The organism is Mariniflexile jejuense (assembly GCF_042675665.1).
In the GTDB taxonomy this organism is placed as follows: domain Bacteria; phylum Bacteroidota; class Bacteroidia; order Flavobacteriales; family Flavobacteriaceae; genus Mariniflexile; species Mariniflexile jejuense.
The window spans coordinates 2,078,692-2,095,668 of sequence record NZ_JBHTJI010000001.1 but is presented as its reverse complement, the minus strand read 5'-3'; the positions used below and the strand labels follow the sequence as shown (position 1 = coordinate 2,095,668).

At 33.9% G+C, this 16,977-nt stretch carries 13 protein-coding genes; 5 read left to right on the top strand and 8 right to left on the bottom strand.

The features are described 5' to 3' along the window. The first annotated feature begins 85 nt into the window (after window positions 1-85). The 3 genes from ACFQ1R_RS08895 to ACFQ1R_RS08885 all read left to right on the top strand — a co-directional run bounded on the left by ACFQ1R_RS08895 (window position 86) and on the right by ACFQ1R_RS08885 (window position 1,903). On the top strand, window positions 86-1,225 hold the full coding sequence (locus tag ACFQ1R_RS08895; RefSeq protein WP_379925804.1) for an Mrp/NBP35 family ATP-binding protein: 1,140 nt from the start codon (window positions 86-88) through the stop codon (window positions 1,223-1,225). Continuing rightward, window positions 1,226-1,471: a NifU family protein gene (locus ACFQ1R_RS08890; protein WP_379925803.1), complete on the top strand. Its 246-nt coding sequence runs from the start codon at window positions 1,226-1,228 to the stop codon at window positions 1,469-1,471. It begins immediately after the preceding gene. 102 nt (window positions 1,472-1,573) lie between these two features. Beyond that, complete coding sequence (locus tag ACFQ1R_RS08885) at window positions 1,574-1,903, top strand: ferredoxin (protein ID WP_379925802.1); 330 nt, start codon at window positions 1,574-1,576, stop codon at window positions 1,901-1,903. A 228-nt stretch (window positions 1,904-2,131) separates the two neighbouring features. On the opposite strand, the gene ACFQ1R_RS08880 is transcribed toward ACFQ1R_RS08885, so the two are convergent. The 5 genes from ACFQ1R_RS08880 to ACFQ1R_RS08860 all read right to left on the bottom strand — a co-directional run bounded on the left by ACFQ1R_RS08880 (window position 2,132) and on the right by ACFQ1R_RS08860 (window position 9,288). Next, a complete protein-coding gene (locus ACFQ1R_RS08880) occupies window positions 2,132-2,596 on the bottom strand; it encodes a hypothetical protein (RefSeq protein WP_379925801.1) in 465 nt (154 codons plus the stop codon). Window positions 2,597-2,650: 54 nt separating this feature from the next. Beyond that, the gene (locus tag ACFQ1R_RS08875) at window positions 2,651-3,550 is read right to left on the bottom strand and encodes a metallophosphoesterase (RefSeq protein ID WP_379925800.1); all 900 of its coding nucleotides are present in this window, start codon (window positions 3,548-3,550) and stop codon (window positions 2,651-2,653) included. A 70-nt stretch (window positions 3,551-3,620) separates the two neighbouring features. Then, window positions 3,621-7,109, bottom strand: coding sequence for a hypothetical protein (locus ACFQ1R_RS08870; RefSeq protein ID WP_379925799.1), 3,489 nt, complete (start codon window positions 7,107-7,109; stop codon window positions 3,621-3,623). Window positions 7,110-7,280: 171 nt separating this feature from the next. After that, a complete protein-coding gene (locus ACFQ1R_RS08865; RefSeq protein WP_379925798.1) occupies window positions 7,281-8,459 on the bottom strand; it encodes an acyl-CoA dehydrogenase family protein in 1,179 nt (392 codons plus the stop codon). Window positions 8,460-8,571: 112 nt separating this feature from the next. Then, on the bottom strand, window positions 8,572-9,288 hold the full coding sequence (locus tag ACFQ1R_RS08860; RefSeq protein ID WP_379925797.1) for a tRNA1(Val) (adenine(37)-N6)-methyltransferase: 717 nt from the start codon (window positions 9,286-9,288) through the stop codon (window positions 8,572-8,574). A gap of 182 nt (window positions 9,289-9,470) precedes the next feature. On the opposite strand from ACFQ1R_RS08860, the gene ACFQ1R_RS08855 reads away from it, so the two are divergent. Then, window positions 9,471-9,920 (top strand): DUF2383 domain-containing protein, encoded by a 450-nt coding sequence (locus ACFQ1R_RS08855; protein WP_379925796.1) that lies wholly within the window; start codon window positions 9,471-9,473, stop codon window positions 9,918-9,920. A 50-nt stretch (window positions 9,921-9,970) separates the two neighbouring features. Here ACFQ1R_RS08855 and rimM read toward each other — a convergent pair whose 3' ends face one another. The 3 genes from rimM to ACFQ1R_RS08840 form a co-directional block, all read right to left on the bottom strand. Further along, window positions 9,971-10,495, bottom strand: coding sequence for a ribosome maturation factor RimM (gene rimM / locus ACFQ1R_RS08850; RefSeq protein WP_379925795.1), 525 nt, complete (start codon window positions 10,493-10,495; stop codon window positions 9,971-9,973). A 151-nt stretch (window positions 10,496-10,646) separates the two neighbouring features. After that, window positions 10,647-11,156 (bottom strand): 30S ribosomal protein S16, encoded by a 510-nt coding sequence (locus tag ACFQ1R_RS08845; RefSeq protein WP_379925794.1) that lies wholly within the window; start codon window positions 11,154-11,156, stop codon window positions 10,647-10,649. Window positions 11,157-11,262: 106 nt separating this feature from the next. After that, window positions 11,263-12,324: a lactonase family protein gene (locus tag ACFQ1R_RS08840; RefSeq protein WP_379925793.1), complete on the bottom strand. Its 1,062-nt coding sequence runs from the start codon at window positions 12,322-12,324 to the stop codon at window positions 11,263-11,265. A gap of 198 nt (window positions 12,325-12,522) precedes the next feature. On the opposite strand from ACFQ1R_RS08840, the gene dnaE reads away from it, so the two are divergent. After that, complete coding sequence (dnaE, locus tag ACFQ1R_RS08835) at window positions 12,523-16,911, top strand: DNA polymerase III subunit alpha (RefSeq protein WP_379925792.1); 4,389 nt, start codon at window positions 12,523-12,525, stop codon at window positions 16,909-16,911. Window positions 16,912-16,977: the final 66 nt, after the last annotated feature.

The window sequence follows — 16,977 nt, the reverse complement described above, 5'->3', positions numbered from 1 at the left end:
ATATTAGAATGATTCTTAATTAATTAAAAAAATATGAGAGCTTAGTTTTTTATAACATCTCATATCTCAAGTCTTTAACAAAAAAATGAAGCTTAATAAACAAGATATATTAAAAGCACTCGAAACAATCTCAGTGGTTGGCGAAGGGCAAAACATGGTTGAAAGTGGCGCTGTTAAAAACGTTGTAACTTTTGGCGATGAGGTTATTGTAGATATTACCATTACAAACCCAAGCTTACAAGCAAAAAAGCGAACTGAAGTTGATATTTTAAAAACAATACACGACTTGGTTTACGAAAAAGCTAAAATAACAGTAAACGTAAAAGTTGATGCACCAGTAAAACCAAAAGCAAACGTTATAAAAGGAAACCCAATTCCGGGAATTCAAAATATAGTTGCTGTGGCTTCAGGAAAAGGTGGTGTGGGTAAATCTACCGTAACATCTAATTTGGCAGTAACATTGGCTAAAATGGGTTTTAAAGTTGGTGTTTTAGATGCTGATATTTACGGACCATCCATTCCAATTATGTTTGATGTGGAAGCTGAAAAACCCTTGGCAGTAAATATAGATGGTAAATCTAAAATGAAACCTATCGAAAATTACGGTGTAAAAATATTATCAATTGGCTTTTTTACACAACCAAACCAAGCTGTTGTTTGGCGCGGTCCTATGGCGGCTAAAGCTTTAAACCAAATGATTTTTGATGCACATTGGGGCGAACTAGATTTTATGCTAATCGATTTGCCACCAGGAACGGGTGATATCCATTTAAGTATCATGCAATCATTACCAATTACAGGTGCTGTAGTAGTTAGTACACCGCAAAATGTGGCATTGGCCGATGCAAAAAAAGGGGTTGCCATGTTTCAACAAGAAAGCATTGATGTGCCTGTATTAGGAATTATAGAAAATATGGCATACTTTACACCCGAAGAATTGCCAAATAATAAATATTATATTTTTGGTAAAGAAGGTGCTAAAAACCTAGCGGAAGACATAAATGTACCATTTTTAGGTGAAATTCCATTGGTGCAAAGTATTCGTGAGGCAGGCGATGTTGGTCGTCCAGCAGCATTACAAACCGCAACCGTTTTAGAGCAAGCTTTTGAAAAACTAGCTCAAAACGTAGTGCAAGAAGTAGTATTGCGAAATGACAATTTACCACCAACTGAGGCAATAAAAATTACAACCATGGCTGGATGTTCAGCAGTTAAAAAGAAATAAATGACAACAGAAGAAGTTAGAGAAAATGTTGAAAAGGCATTAGATGAGATTCGTCCGTTTTTGCAAAGTGATGGCGGCGATATTACGTTGTTAGCTATTGAAGAAAACGACACTTTGGTAAAAGTACAATTACAAGGCGCATGCGTAGGTTGCAGCGTTAACCAAATGACGTTAAAATCTGGCGTGGAAATGACCATAAAAAAATACGTACCACAAATTGATAAGGTTGTAAATATTCAAGCTTAAAAAAAATCATTACTACATAAAAATAAGCACAAATAATAGTACTTTTGTCGGCTCATTTGGCACGCATTATGAATAGCATAATGTGTAGCAAAAAACAAAATTATGCAAGATATTACAATAAAAATCACAGATAGAGACGGTGTTACCCACGAAGTTGTAGCCCCAACAGATATGGCAATGAATTTAATGGAAGTAGTTCGTAGTTACGAATTAGCTCCAGAAGGCACTATAGGTATTTGTGGAGGTATGGCAATGTGTGCATCATGCCAATGTTATGTATTAAGTGATACAGAATTACCAGAAATGAGTGATGATGAAGAAGCAATGTTATCAGAAGCATTTGATGTTAAAGAAAACAGCCGTTTGGGTTGCCAAATACAAATGACACCTGAAATGAATGGTTTGGAAGTAGAATTAGCTCCAGAAAGTTAACCCATTGCTTCGCAATAGGAATCTTTTTTTAAAGGACTATAAATTTTACTTAAAGCATTTTACGTTATCACTAAAAGGGTTTTTGTTATATAATTCAATTCCTCGCGTTAACAATAAATTATAGGTTTATTGCTACTATACATTTATTATTTGATTGAATTAAATAGGTATATACATAAGTATTCCTTAAGCTATAACGAACTTAGGTTACTTCAAATAAAAAGTTTACTACTTATTAATTAGCGCAATTTTACCATTCACTGCATCCATAAAAGCATGTAAGTATTCAGGAACATTGTATTTCATTTGGTCAATTTTCCAACGCTTTACAACGCCATTTTTAGAATATTCAATAAAAATACCACCACCATCAGCACAATCAGGGCAACCTAAAATAGCTTCTTTTTCTTTAAGTAATTTTGTTGGGAAAGCATCTATTAAATCTTTTACCTGTTCAAATTTTTCATTGTTTAAAACTTCAAAATCAAATGGTTCACTTGCGTAATTATCAATGGAGTCTTCGTAAAGTTTGTTGTTAGTTAATTTAAAAGTTTCAATGCAACTTTCACCAATACAAAACCCGTAAAAATGACCAAATATTAAATAGTCATCATTATCTAAATTTATAGAATCATTTGAACTACATGCAACTAAAAAAACAGATACAAGTACCATTGCAATAAACTTTTTCATAGTATTAATTTCTTCTTAGATGCGATAAAGTGTTTTTGGTTGCGTTGTTATGTATTAATTCGTTTTGTAGTCTATCAATTTTTTTGGGCCTTCTAAAACGTCTCTAAATATTTGTAAAACGCCATCATCGTTAGTATCAATTTGCCATTTTATTAGGCATATTTCACCATTTTCAATTTCAATACCTGTGATGCTTCTTGGGTGTACACAACTACCATCATTAAAAAAGGCTATATCGCCAGGTTCTGGAAAGCGTGGTCTGTGTGTATGGCCAACAACTGTGATTAAATTGTTGTTTTCAATAATCCATTTTTTGGTTCTGCGTTCTACTTTTATCAATTCTTTGTAGTTTTTTGCTGGACTTGTTGGGTCTGCAATTCCCATTACATTAAGTGGTTTCCATAAAATTCTAACCATAAACCTGCTCCATTTCCAAAATAAATAATTCCACCAATCGGCTTGATGCCCATGGGTTAAAAATACTTCTTGGTTGGTGTTTTTGTGCTTTAAAATAATGCCTTCGTGGTATTGTATATCTTTAAATAACTCAACATTTTCACCCGTTTTTTCATCAAAATACGTTGACAGATTTTTTTTAACATAATTAGGATTGTTATATACCATATCGTGGTTTCCCCAAATCATGTGTAATCTATTTTGCTTATAAAACAATTGCATAAGTAAATACACGTTTTTGTGTGCTTCAAAAATAGATTTGAAATATAGGTTTTCCCAAAGTTCATCACCATCACCAACCTCACAATATGTAAAACCGTTATTGTAATAATGTTTTAAAGCATGAAAATAGATGTTTCGGTTATTAGCAAAATCATCAGCAAAACTATTATCGCCACGGTGGCAATCACTAAATAAAATAAACTTGCTATCGTTATCAAATGCAACAACTTTAGCATTTTTATAAGCGTTATCTAATCTTTTTTTGGATGTAAGCATGAAGTAAATTTAAACAAAAAAGCGTTTCCTTTGGAAACGCTTTTTTAAAACTATTAATTATTTTAATGCACTAAATTTGCTTTCTAAATAATGGATCTGCACCAATAGTGCCAATCAAACTGTTTAAATAAGCTTCAGATTTAGCTTCGTTATACAAGGTTTTAACCGATTTTAAGCGGTCTTCAATATTCATTTCTAACACCAACATATCGTTATTAGGGTTGCTAATAAAGTTTTCTAAATAGGTTATTTGAGATTCATAAAAACGAATATCTTTTTGTTGTTTAAGTTTTAAACGTTCGTTATACCAATCGCTATTTATTACATAGTCTCTATCAAAATAGTTTCTTAATTCTGGGTCGCTTATGCTTTTTCCTTCAAAATGACCATAAGCCATAATATGGATTAAAATTTTAAGCGGCGGTATGCATGCTTCGATACTGCCTTCTTCAAAATAACGAATGGCTACTTTTTCTTGAGCTTCAATAATGTTGTTTATACCATCAACATAATCTTCCATACCTTGTAGCTCTGGTTTTAACATTTTTTCGTTAAATACAGCTGTTGGTTCATCAAAAATTCTATTCAAACATCTTAAAGAGAATGTTTTAGTAATTCTGTATCCTAAACGGCTGGCTAATACTTTTTTGCCTTTGTATTCAAAATCTTCAATTTTTTCTAAAGAACCATTTTCTATTAATTTTTTAGGATCACGATCATCTGGAGCCATTCTCGCCCAAATTTCTGGAATTAACAAACTAATATCGTGGTCAACTTTATTTTCGCCACCCACATAACCTGCTGCTGTACTGAATCCATTAGATTCTGTTAAGATATGTGATAATAAAGCGTTGTTTAAATCGGTAGTTGGTGTTAACATATTAAACGGAGCTTTTGTTAAGGCACCTTCTGATCCTGCACCTGTGGTTGATGGAGATTTACCTGTTAAACTACAAATAAAGTCCATAAACAATTCTGGTGTTTCTTGATAGTGTATTGGGTTGTAAACCGCTAATGGGCGAATGCCAGCTTCTCTTTCAGCAGGGTTATTTCTTCTACCTGGTAGAACAGCATTTACGGTGTGAATTACTGGATCTACTGGTTTAATTCTTCTGCGTAAACGAACGCCCATATCTGAAATATATGACGCTTCTGTTTCGTTAAAAAACTTATTTGGTTCTAAATAACGAGGATTTTTAGTTGGTTCACCATCTACAATTCTAGGGTGTGATGGCAATACAAACTGCACTTCATCATCATCAGAATTAATAATTTCTTTTATAAAATCTTTAACGGGTTGTGTGTATTTGTCGTAATTTATAGTGTCTTCAAAAATAGCAATAGCATCTGCTTTGGTTAGCATTTCGTAGTTTGTTAAAAATCTTCCATCAGAAACAATATCTAATTCTGCAAGTTTATCATAACCTCTAACGATGGCTTCATCTGGCCGTTGGAATAAATGTGCTTCACAGTTTACTAATGCCTTTACACTTTGATTGGTGTATTCTGGGTTTAAATTTTTAAAACGATTTTTAGGAAGTGTTATTGATGCTGTAATATCATCTTCCGTTTGAATTTTTTCACATGCTGCAAAATCTGAACGTAATTTGTTTAGCATCCAGTCGCCATCTTGATTAAACCCTATGCGTACATAGCTACCAACAACTGGTGTGTGATTATACATTAGTGATGTACCTTTAACACCATTGATGAATTCTACCGACATCATATCTTTCCAGTTAAGGTTTGCGCCATGAGCTTGTCTGAACAAACGTTTTACAAACAATACTAATGAACGAACATGAACAGGAATGCTTTCTAAAAATGCGTTGAACTCATCTGAGTTTTCTTCATTAGGCGTTAGTAATTTTACAACCGAACCTAAGGTTCTTTTTTCACTTAGTAATGACCTTGAAATTGGTCTGTTTGGGTCTTTAACTTTCCATCTGGTTGAGTAGTTATACTCGATAATTTCATCGGCTTTTTTAAAATCTTCTTCTATGTCATGTATGTTAAATGCACTGTAAGTAATAGCATTTTGCATAGATTTTGAGATTTCAGATTTACCGCCACCAGAAACCGTACAAGGTTTATGGCAAAAAACACCTTCTGGATAGGTTTCTATCATGCGCCATAAATTGATAGATTTGTGTTTTTCTAGCTTCAATTTGTTTCCAGATGGATGTATATAGGTTTTAAATGGAGATAACGTTAATTTTTGTTCTTTGCCTTTGTAGTTCCATGTAATACTATTAGTAGCTGTATTAACATATGATGATTCTGGTATGTAAACTAAATTTGGGTATTTTTTGTCTACCGCATAGTTTTCAGGTTTCACGTCAATACTATCTGCAATTAAGGTTTTTACATCTTCAAACGTGTGATCTAGTCCGTAATATTTAGCATAATCATCACAGTTTACGGTTTCTCCCATTACACGTCTTGCATATGCAATAGCACCACCAGCATGTTCTTCTTCCGCTAAGCCAAAAAGGTTTGCAGAATAACTAATTTGTGTTTTTATTTCTTTTTTTGAATACCCATAATAGTTATCGGCAATGAGTGTAACCACAACACCACTATCGTCTCTACATGTAATTTTAAATGCACCACCATCATTGTAAAGTTCATTTTCATCATTCCAGCACATACCATCTGCTTTTTGGCGATCTGTTGCATCTTTATAGTGAGGTAGGCCTAAATCTTTCTTTTTAAGCGTTAATAATTGTGGTGCGAGAACAATACAACCTGTATGTCCTGTCCAGTGTAATGGGTCTAGTGCAGCATCATTATGTGCTAAATTAGGATCGCCTGCATTACCAAAAATAGATTCAACAAAATCTAAATTGCTAACTAAAGAGCCAGGTGCAAAAAAGCGAACTTCCATTGATTTTTTTGAAATTACTCCAGGAACTTCAGGACAAACCGTTGGTCTTAAAAGCATTGAAACCATGGTTTTGGCTTGCTCTTTTTGGTTTGATGTAAGTGGAAGGGTTTTTAATGCATCAGAAGGATTGAAGGCTGCATGTAAAAAATGAGCAAACACTACTTTTGGAACTTCTTTTTTATCAAAAGGCACTGGTAATGGACCTTCAACAATATGAAAAGTACCTTTAGTGGTTCGTTTATCGTTTAAGGGGTTATTTAAAATACCTTGTTTAAGGCGGGTTGATGAGACTAAATCACTTTTAAAAAAAGATCCGTCTGGTGGTAAACTAGCTTCTCTTGCCTGTCCTTTTTTAGAAAGAATTAAGGTGTTATTTGGTAATTTATATGTTTTGTTGATAGTTATATCTTTCAAATAAGTATCAATAAAACTTTGAATTCTTGAATCTACCGGAGAAAGATGATTGCCTAAAAGTCTAGATTTTTCTCTAAGACTCATTATAAGTGGTCTTGTAGTTTTTTCAAACTCAGAATCGCAAAATTTCTCTTTACTATCTTCTTCGTCTTTAAAAACTGGTTGTCCTATTGCAGCCAATTGAAGATTAATAAATTGAATAGTATCTTTTCTAGCTTGTTTAACAGCGTCTTTCGTCATTTTAATTTTGTTTTCCATTTTAATTCAATTATGCTTTAGATATAAAGTTGTGTAAATTCAACCGTGGATTTCTTTTCCAAAATTAATATCTAAAACTTTTAATAAAGATGATATTTGTCATACCAACCTATTATAAGAATTAAAAAGCCAAAATAAAGTTCGTTTTTGCTCGTTAAAAGTCTCTTTAAGTTACTTAAATGCATTCAAGCCTGTAATGTCTAAACCCGTAATTAAAAGGTGAATATCATGTGTGCCTTCATAGGTAATAACGCTTTCTAGGTTCATGGCATGTCGCATAATACTGTATTCACCAGTAATTCCCATACCGCCTAACATTTGGCGTGCTTCACGGGCAATTTGTATTGCCATTTCTACGTTGTTGCGTTTCGCCATCGATATTTGTGCCGATGTAGCTTTGTTTTCATTACGCAACACTCCAAGACGCCAAGTTAAAAGTTGTGCTTTGGTAATTTCGGTAATCATTTCTGCTAATTTCTTTTGTTGCAATTGAAATTGTCCTATGGGTTTGCCAAATTGTATGCGTTCTTTACTGTAGCGAAGTGCGGTATCATAACAATCCATAGCAGCACCAATAGCACCCCAAGCAATACCATATCGTGCTGAATCTAGGCAACCAAGTGGTACGCCTAACCCCGATTTATTAGGCAATATATTTTCTTTAGGCACTTTCACATTATCAAAAATAAGCTCGCCAGTGGCAGATGCGCGAAGTGACCATTTATTATGAGTTTCAGGTGTTGAAAATCCTTCCATACCACGCTCAACAATTAAACCGTGTATTTTCCCTGCTTCATCTTTAGCCCAAACAATGGCAATTTGTGCAAAAGGTGCATTACTTATCCACATTTTAGCACCATTTAGTACATAATGGTCGCCTTTGTCTTTAAAATTAGTAACCATACCACTTGGGTTGCTGCCATGGTCTGGTTCTGTTAAGCCGAAACAACCCATCCATTCACCGCTTGCCAATTTTGGTAAATATTTTTTACGTTGTGCTTCGTTACCATATTTCCAAATTGGGTACATAACTAAAGATGATTGTACCGAAGCCGTACTACGTACACCCGAATCGCCACGTTCAATTTCTTGCATAATTAAACCGTAGCTAATTTGGTCTAAACCAGCACCACCATATTCAATGGGAATATATGGCCCAAAAGCACCAATCTCTGCCAACCCACCAATTATTTGGGTTGGAAACTCTGCTTTTTGAGCATAATCTTCAATAATGGGCGAAACGGCACGTTTTACCCAAGATCTAGCAGCGTTTCTAACTAATTTGTGCTCTTCGGAAAGTAAATCGTCAAGATTATAATAATCTGGTGCTTCAAATAAATCTGGCTTCATTAATTTTGAGTTTCAATATATTTTCTTAAAAAATACAATTAGTAAAAACATTGTTTTTTAAGAAAAAAATCAGTGTATGTTCTCAAATTTAATTAAAATAAAATTGATTCAACTACATTTTCAAGTAGAATTCTTTGGTAAGATTTATATAATCTTGTGTGTATTGATGTCTTTCGGTTTCAATAATTAACTCACTTGTTTTAATGTCGCTTTCGCGGAACGAAAATTCCATAAGGCTTCGCTTAATTTCCGAAGTCGGGTTTCCTTTTACATGTAAAATTCTATTAGGAAAAAGGTTAAAAGTTGCAGCTAAATTGATGAATGAAGCTTCTTCTTTAAAAGGAATAATAACGGAAAAAATACCATCTTCTAAAAGTAATTTTGAAACACTTTCAAGTAAATGTTCAAAAGGCATAGCATCGCTAAAGCGAGCTAAATCGCGCTGCTGGCTTTCTGTTTTATAATCTTCAGAATAGAATGGTGGATTTGAAATAATCAGGTTGTATTGGTCTTCAATTTCTTCAACAAATTCATCTAAAGCAGCGTGGTAGCAAAACAATCTATCACCCCAAGGTGATGCTTCAAAATTATCAACACATTGTTCATAGGCATCATCATCAATTTCAATAGCATCAATTAATTCTGCATAGCAACGTTGTGCCAACATTAAAGCTAAAATACCTGTACCAGCACCAATATCTAGCACTGAAAATGGTTGCATTTCAACAGTGGTCCATGCGCCTAATAAAACAGCATCGGTGCCAACTTTCATAGCGCATTTGTCTTGGTTTATTTCAAATTGTTTGAAAGCAAAAGGGTTTTTAGGCATGGGTTTTTTGTTAAAAATTGTGATGGTTATTCTAAAATTTCAGTTAAAATATCTTAAATAGTATTAAACTGTGTTAAAAAATAACTTTGTGTTTTATACGTTATTAATTTTGTAGTGACGATGTGAAAACAGTACGCATCTTAAAATAATTTATTGAAAGTGCTAAACTAAATATAATTTATATGAAGTCTTCAGAAAAAATTTTAGAAAAGCTTAATAATTTATTGATAATGAATTATGGCGTAGAAAAAGTTTATTTGGAAGCTCTTGAGTTGGCTACTGATGATAATTTGAAAGCTTTTTTTAGAGAACGAGGTTTTGAGAGAAATGAATTTGGTAGACAATTAAGAGCCGAAATTGAAAAGTTGAATGGTAAACCTAAACATTTTGGTAATTTGAGCAGCGGGTTAAATAACATTTGGTTAAATTTAAAAAATCATCTTTTATTAAATAATGAAAGTGAATTAATGGATGAAATTTATAAGTTAAAGGAATTAACTATTGATAGGTATAATATGCTTCTAATGGAAATTAATTTACCATTATCGGTATGTAAAATACTTATGAAACAACGCGATAGTGTTTATAGCCATATGAACGCTATGAAACGGCAAGAAGAGTTTGTGGTTTAATTAAAACTAAAAAAGAGGCTGATTTTTAAAAATCAGCCTCTTTTTTGTATTTATAGATATAAATCAATTAAACCATCGGGTGTTTTAACTAAAATGGTTTTGTTTTTTCTGTCTACTTTTTCAATAAATTCATCATTCATTGGTATTAAAATCTCTTTCCCATTTTTCTCTATTTCAAATAAGGCTTGTGCTGTAGAATCGTTAATACCAACAATTGTTCCTACGGTTCCGTAGTTTATATCTTCAACCGTAAATCCAATAACTTCGTGAAAATAAAATTTGTTACCTTCAAGTTTTGGCAAAAATTCTAAAGGTAAATATACATCGCTTTTTATTAAAGCATCAGCATCGGCTTCATTGGTAACATCTTCAAATCGAACACGTAGTAAATCGGATTTATGAAGCTGTGAGCTTTCAATAAAAAAAGGAATTAACGTGTTACGAACCTCAATAAACATAGCGTCAAGGTTTTCGTAAAGCTCAGGTTGGTCTGTATCTAACTTAATTAAAAGTTCACCTTTAAAACTATATTTTGTTACAATTTTACCTAAGTAAAAGCAATTTTCTTTTTTCATGACAAATTTTATTTGTCATCCTGAACAGGATTCAGGATTTTATTAATTAAATTTTTAGGACGCCGAAATAAATTCAGCATAAAGCAAAACCATTTTGCATAAAAAACTCCGATACAAGTACCGGAGTTTAAAAGTATAAAAAATTATTTTTTTATTCTTCTTCGTTTGAAGCTTCTACTTCAGGAGTTGCTTCTTCTTCTGCAACTTCTTCAGCAGCAACTGCAGCAGCAATACGAGCTTCATTAGCTGCTTTTTCAGCTTCTAATGCTTTTGCTTTAACTTCAGCTTGCGCTTTAGCTAAACCATCAGTTTTTGCACCAACTTTTCCTGCTTTTTCTTCTAACCAAGCAGTAAATTTAGCTTCAGCTTGTTCTTCTGTTAAAGCACCTTTTCTAACACCACCTGCAAGGTGATTTTTAAGTAAAGCACCTTTGTAAGATAAAATAGCTTTAGCTGTGTCGGTTGGTTGTGCACCGTTTTGTAACCACTGTACAGCACCATCAACATTTAAATCTATAGTTGCTGGGTTTGTGTTTGGATTGTAAATTCCTAATTTTTCAAGGTATTTACCGTCTCTTTTTGATCGTACATCGGCTGCAACAATCCAGTAAAAAGGTTTCCCTTTTTTACCATGTCTTTGTAATCTAATTTTTACTGGCATAATAATTAATTATTTGAGGTTCTCGACCTCGGTTATTAATGAGGGCGCAAAGATAATCTTTTATTCCTAATTATCAATACTTTATTTTGCTCTGAAAGTATTTTTTTTAGAACAGTAAACAAACGGGTGTTGGTGCTTTTACATCGTGTAAAAAAGTTAGTTTTCCAGTTGCTGCATCAATGCTAAAAACCGAAATATTATTGCTTTTTTGGTTGGCAACTAATAGGAATTTCCCACTAGGGTCTAGTGTAAAGTTTCTTGGCCAATCGCCATGTACAGGCATGGTTTGAATTTTTTCAATAGTGCCATCATATTTATTTCTTTTAAAAACAGCAATGCTATTTTCACCTCTATTAGAACCGTATATATAAAGTTCGTTTTTGGATAAATGAATATCGGCACACGAATTTTTTCCTTCAAAAGAAGCCTCCAAAGTTGAATCGTAATCAACTTGTTCAAAGCCAGAATCTGTTTTTTTAATAGATGTTATTGAACCGCCATATTCGTTAATAACGTAGGTGTACAATCCGTTTTTTGTGATTGCAAAATGCCTTGGACCAAGGTTTTCGGTAGTTTTAAAAATGGAAGGTGTCGCTAATTCGTAGTTGTTATTCTTTAATTTGTATTGATAAACTTTGTTTGTGCCTAAATCGGCTATGTAAATTTCATCTCTAAAAAATTGTGCTGAATGTGCATGCGATACGTTTTCTGCGGAATTATAGTTAAAAACTTGAGTCGCTTCGTTAAGTTTTCCATCTCTATTGATACTATAAATGGCTGCGCTACCACCACGATAATTAGATACAACCGCTTTGTTTCCTTGTTTGTTTAATGAAATATGGCAAGGTCCTTCGCCATTACTACTTACCTTATTAAGAAATTGTAATAGACCATTTTCTCGAATTTTAAAAGCCGAAACCGAGCCTCCAAGACTTTCACTTACGGCATAAACAAATTTTTTATTTGGCGAATAAGCTATAAACGACGGGTTTTCGGTGGCTATGGCTAATTGTAGTTCACTCAGTGTGCCTGTTTTTAAATCAAATTGCATTTTGTAAATACCTTCACTATTACCATTTGTATAAGTGCCTATGTAAAGTAGTACGTTTTGAGCACTAGATATTAAAAAGAAAAAAGAAAGACTTAAAAAAAGCAGTTTAGTTTTCATGTTTTTGAATTTTAGTAAATTCAAAAATAGGCTATTTGAATTTAGTTTTAAATGAAAAATAAATGAGATGATTGTTGGGCAAGTTTTTTGTTCAAAACTCTTTATAACTTTAGCTTTTGAAAGTGATATAATTCTGTATTTTTATAATCTTCGTTTGAAATTTCTAAACGACTTAACAACAAACATCTAAACAATAAAATGTACTTAATTTTCGATACAGAAACTACCGGATTGCCAAAACGTTGGGATGCACCTATTACCGATACCGATAATTGGCCACGATGCATCCAAATAGCATGGCAATTGCATGATGGTTTGGGAAATTGTATTGAACATCAAGATTATTTAGTGCAGCCTGATGGGTTTAACATACCGTATGATGCGGAGAAAATTCATGGTATTTCTACAGAGTTGGCACAAGAGCAAGGTATTCCGTTAGCTGAGGTTTTAAAAAAATTCAATGAAGCATTAAGTAAAACAAAATTTATAGTTGGGCAAAACGTAAAATTTGACCTAAATATTATGGGCGCCGAATTTGTACGAGGTGATGTTGCAAACCCACTGCAAGAATTACCAGTTTTAGATACTTGTACTGAACATACGGCAAGTTTATGTCAAATTCCTGGTGGTCGTTATGGTAAATTTAAGTTGCCAACACTAACAGAATTGCACGAACATTTGTTTAATGTGCCTTTTTCGGAAGCCCATAACGCCACTGCCGATGTGGAAGCAACAACACGTTGTTTTTTTGAATTAATTCGGTTAGAAGAATTTACCAAAGAACAATTAGATGTTCAACCCGATTATTTCCAGAAGTTTAAAGAAGCAAATCCAAAGGAAATTCAGCTTATAGGGTTAAAACACATCAACCTAAAACAAGAAAGTGCAAAGATTCGTGAAAGGTTAAAAAATGTTCAAACCGAAACGATTTCAACTGAAGAAATCAAACAAAATATTTCCGAATTGCAGGAAGTTGATTTTGTGCATCTTCATAACCATTCGCAGTTTTCTGTATTACAATCAACCATCAGCGTAACCGATTTAGTTGCTGTTGCTGCAGAGTACAACATGCCAGCAGTTGCACTAACCGACCACGCTAATATGATGGGTGCATTTCACTTTGTGAAAGCAGTAAGCAACCATAATAGAGGCGTTAAAGCCAAAAATGATGCAGCTATTGAAAAAGGCGAAACCCCGAAAGCCAAAGAAATTAAACCGATTATAGGATGCGAATTTTTTGTTTGTGAAGACCATACCGATAAAACTAGAAAAGATAATGGTTACCAAATAGTGCTATTAGCTAAAAATAAAAATGGCTATCACAATCTGGCAAAACTATCATCGCATGCGTTTGTAGATGGGTTTTATTATTTACCAAGAATTGACAAACAACTTATAGAAAAATATAAAGAAGATTTAATTGTATTAACGGGTAATTTATACGGTGAAGTACCTAGTAAAATTTTAAATATTGGCGAAAATCAAGCAGAAGAAGCCTTAATTTGGTGGAAAGAACAATTTGGTGACGATTTGTATGTAGAGTTGATGCGCCACAACCAAGAAGATGAAAACCGCGTAAACCCAGTGTTAATTGGCCTTGCCAAAAAACACAATGTAAAATTAGTAGCAACCAATAACACTTACTATAGTAAAAAAGAAGATGCCAACGCACACGATATTTTACTGTGTGTAAAAGATGGCGAAAAACAGGCAACACCAATAGGTCGTGGTCGTGGGTATCGCTACGGTTTACCTAATCAGGAGTATTATTTTAAGTCTGCAGAGGCGATGAAGCAGCTTTTTAAAGATGTTCCTGAAGCAATAGCTAATATTCAAGAGGTTGTAGATAAAGTTGAAGCGTACGAGTTGGCGCGCGAAGTATTACTTCCAGCCTTCAATATTCCCGAAGAATTTAAAAATGAAGAAGATTTAATTGATGGTGGTAAACGTGGTGAAAACGCCTATTTAAAATATTTAACTTTTGAAGGAGCTAAAAAACGTTATGGTGAAGAACTTTCAGAAGAAGTTATAGAACGTCTTAATTTCGAACTCGATGTTATTCAAAATACAGGCTATCCTGGGTATTTCCTAATTGTAGAAGATTTTATTCGCGAAGCCCGAAAAATGGACGTGTCCGTAGGTCCAGGTCGTGGTTCTGCAGCAGGTTCGGTAGTTGCGTATTGTTTATGGATTACAAATATCGACCCGCTTAAGTACGATTTACTTTTTGAGCGTTTCCTAAATCCAGACCGTGTGAGTATGCCCGATATCGATATCGATTTTGATGATGAAGGTAGAAGCAGAGTAATGGATTATGTAATCAAAAAATACGGTAGCAACCAGGTAGCACAAATTATTACCTATGGTACTATGGCTGCAAAATCGTCCATTCGTGATACTGCTCGGGTATTGGATTTACCGCTTTTTGATGCCGATCGCATTGCGAAATTAATTCCTACGATGTCTAAACTGAACAAGATTTTCGGTTTAAGTGAAAAGGAATTGGGCAGTAAATTCAGGGCGGAAGATTTAGAGAAAGTTAATCAACTTTTAAACATTTCCGAAGGAAGCGATTTAGAAGCCGAAACCGTAAATCTTGCAAGAATATTGGAAGGTTCGGTTCGAAATACGGGTATTCATGCTTGCGGTGTTATTATTACGCCCGATGATATTACCAAATTCGTTCCAGTAGCAACTGCAAAAGATTCCGATTTATATGTCACCCAATTTGATAACTCGGTGGTTGAAGAAGCTGGTTTATTAAAAATGGATTTCTTAGGGCTGAAAACTTTAACCTTAATTAAAGACACCGTCAAAATTGTAAAAGCAAAACATGGTATTTTGCTCGATCCCGATAATTTTCCACTTGATGATGTAAAAACCTATGAGTTATTTCAACGTGGTGAAACAGTTGGCGTGTTCCAATACGAGTCACCTGGGATGCAAAAACACCTTAAAGAACTAAAACCAACCGTTTTTGAAGATTTAATTGCCATGAATGCCTTGTACCGTCCAGGACCTATGGAATATATACCAAGTTTTACACGTCGTAAGCATGGTGACGAGCCAATTGAATACGATTTAGATGCCATGGAAGAATACCTAAAGGAAACGTATGGTATCACGGTATATCAAGAGCAGGTGATGTTGCTTTCCCAAAAACTGGCAGGGTTTACAAAAGGTGAAGCCGACGTACTTCGTAAAGCCATGGGTAAAAAGCAAATTGCGGTACTCGATAAAATGAAACCTAAATTTGTTGAGCAAGCCAGTGCTAATGGGCACGATGCCAAAGTGTTGGAAAAAGTTTGGAAAGATTGGGAAGCATTTGCAAGTTACGCCTTCAATAAATCGCATTCTACCTGTTATGCTTGGATAGCCTACCAAACTGCCTATTTAAAAGCGCATTATCCAGCAGAATATATGGCAGCGGTACTTTCTAATAATATGAACGACATCAAACAGGTTACCTTCTTTATGGAAGAATGCAAGCGCATGAAGTTGGATGTACTTGGTCCAGATGTGAACGAATCGTTTTATAAATTTTCTGTAAATAAAGATAATGCAGTACGTTTTGGAATGGGTGCCATTAAAGGTGTTGGTCATGGAGCTGTAATAACTATTGTTGATAACAGGAAAAAAGATGGACCATATAAATCGATTTTTGACTTAGCTAAACGTATCGATTTACGTGCAGCCAACAAAAAAGCGTTCGAAAATTTAGCTTTAGCAGGCGGATTTGATGGTTTTGGTACAACACACCGTGCACAATATTTTCATGATGATGGCGATGGCATTACCTTTCTAGAAAAGGCTATTCGTTATGGAGCAAAACATCAAGAAAATGAAAATTCAGCGCAAGTAAGTTTGTTTGGCGATGCTAGCGATGTACAAATAGCAGAACCTCAAGTACCACCATGCGAAGAATGGGGAACTATGGAAAAATTGGCACGTGAGAAAGAAGTCGTAGGCATTTATATTTCCGGACATCCTTTGGACGATTTTAAAATTGAAATGAATACCTTCTGCAACGCCAATTTAGCCTTATTTAAAGATTTAGAAAGCTATGTAAATAGAGAGTTGGTGTTTGGTGGCGTAGTTACCGATGTGCAACATCGTGTTAGTAAACAAGGTAAAGGTTGGGCTATGTTTACCGTTGAAGATTATACCGATAGTTTTGAGTTTCGCATTTTTGGCGAAGAATACTTAAAATTCAGGCATTTTTTAATGAAAAGCAATTTTGTGTTTGTAAAAACCTTAATTCGTGAAGGTTGGGTAAATAAAGATACAGGTAAAAAAAGCGAACCTAGGTTGCAATTTAATAGCTTTCAATTGCTTCACGATGTTATGGAGAATTATGCTAAAAAATTATCAATACAACTAGATATTAAAGATTTAAGCGAACAAAAAATAATTGCTTTAAAAGAATTAATTCATCTACACCCAGGTAATCAATCACTAAATTTTGTTGTTTACGATAATAAGGACATGCTTAAACTATCAATGCCAAGTAGAAAACAAAAAGTAAAAGTGTCACAAGAACTTCTTAATGAGCTACAAAATCAAGATGTTATGTTTAAGTTGAATTAATTTTTCAATACTATGGTAGGATTTTTTGCGTTTTAACTGTTATACGTTTAAAGTATAATAATTTAA

Excerpts from the sequence above, each read along its gene's own strand:
- ACFQ1R_RS08895 (WP_379925804.1), top strand. The coding sequence starts at position 86 with ATGAAGCTTAATAAACAAGATATATTAAAAGCACTCGAAACAATCTCA.
- ACFQ1R_RS08890 (WP_379925803.1), top strand. The coding sequence starts at position 1,226 with ATGACAACAGAAGAAGTTAGAGAAAATGTTGAAAAGGCATTAGATGAG.
- ACFQ1R_RS08885 (WP_379925802.1), top strand. The coding sequence starts at position 1,574 with ATGCAAGATATTACAATAAAAATCACAGATAGAGACGGTGTTACCCAC.
- ACFQ1R_RS08880 (WP_379925801.1), bottom strand. The coding sequence starts at position 2,596 with ATGAAAAAGTTTATTGCAATGGTACTTGTATCTGTTTTTTTAGTTGCA.
- ACFQ1R_RS08875 (WP_379925800.1), bottom strand. The coding sequence starts at position 3,550 with ATGCTTACATCCAAAAAAAGATTAGATAACGCTTATAAAAATGCTAAA.
- ACFQ1R_RS08870 (WP_379925799.1), bottom strand. The coding sequence starts at position 7,109 with ATGGAAAACAAAATTAAAATGACGAAAGACGCTGTTAAACAAGCTAGA.
- ACFQ1R_RS08865 (WP_379925798.1), bottom strand. The coding sequence starts at position 8,459 with ATGAAGCCAGATTTATTTGAAGCACCAGATTATTATAATCTTGACGAT.
- ACFQ1R_RS08860 (WP_379925797.1), bottom strand. The coding sequence starts at position 9,288 with ATGCCTAAAAACCCTTTTGCTTTCAAACAATTTGAAATAAACCAAGAC.
- ACFQ1R_RS08855 (WP_379925796.1), top strand. The coding sequence starts at position 9,471 with ATGAAGTCTTCAGAAAAAATTTTAGAAAAGCTTAATAATTTATTGATA.
- rimM (WP_379925795.1), bottom strand. The coding sequence starts at position 10,495 with ATGAAAAAAGAAAATTGCTTTTACTTAGGTAAAATTGTAACAAAATAT.
- ACFQ1R_RS08845 (WP_379925794.1), bottom strand. The coding sequence starts at position 11,156 with ATGCCAGTAAAAATTAGATTACAAAGACATGGTAAAAAAGGGAAACCT.
- ACFQ1R_RS08840 (WP_379925793.1), bottom strand. The coding sequence starts at position 12,324 with ATGAAAACTAAACTGCTTTTTTTAAGTCTTTCTTTTTTCTTTTTAATA.
- dnaE (WP_379925792.1), top strand. The coding sequence starts at position 12,523 with ATGTACTTAATTTTCGATACAGAAACTACCGGATTGCCAAAACGTTGG.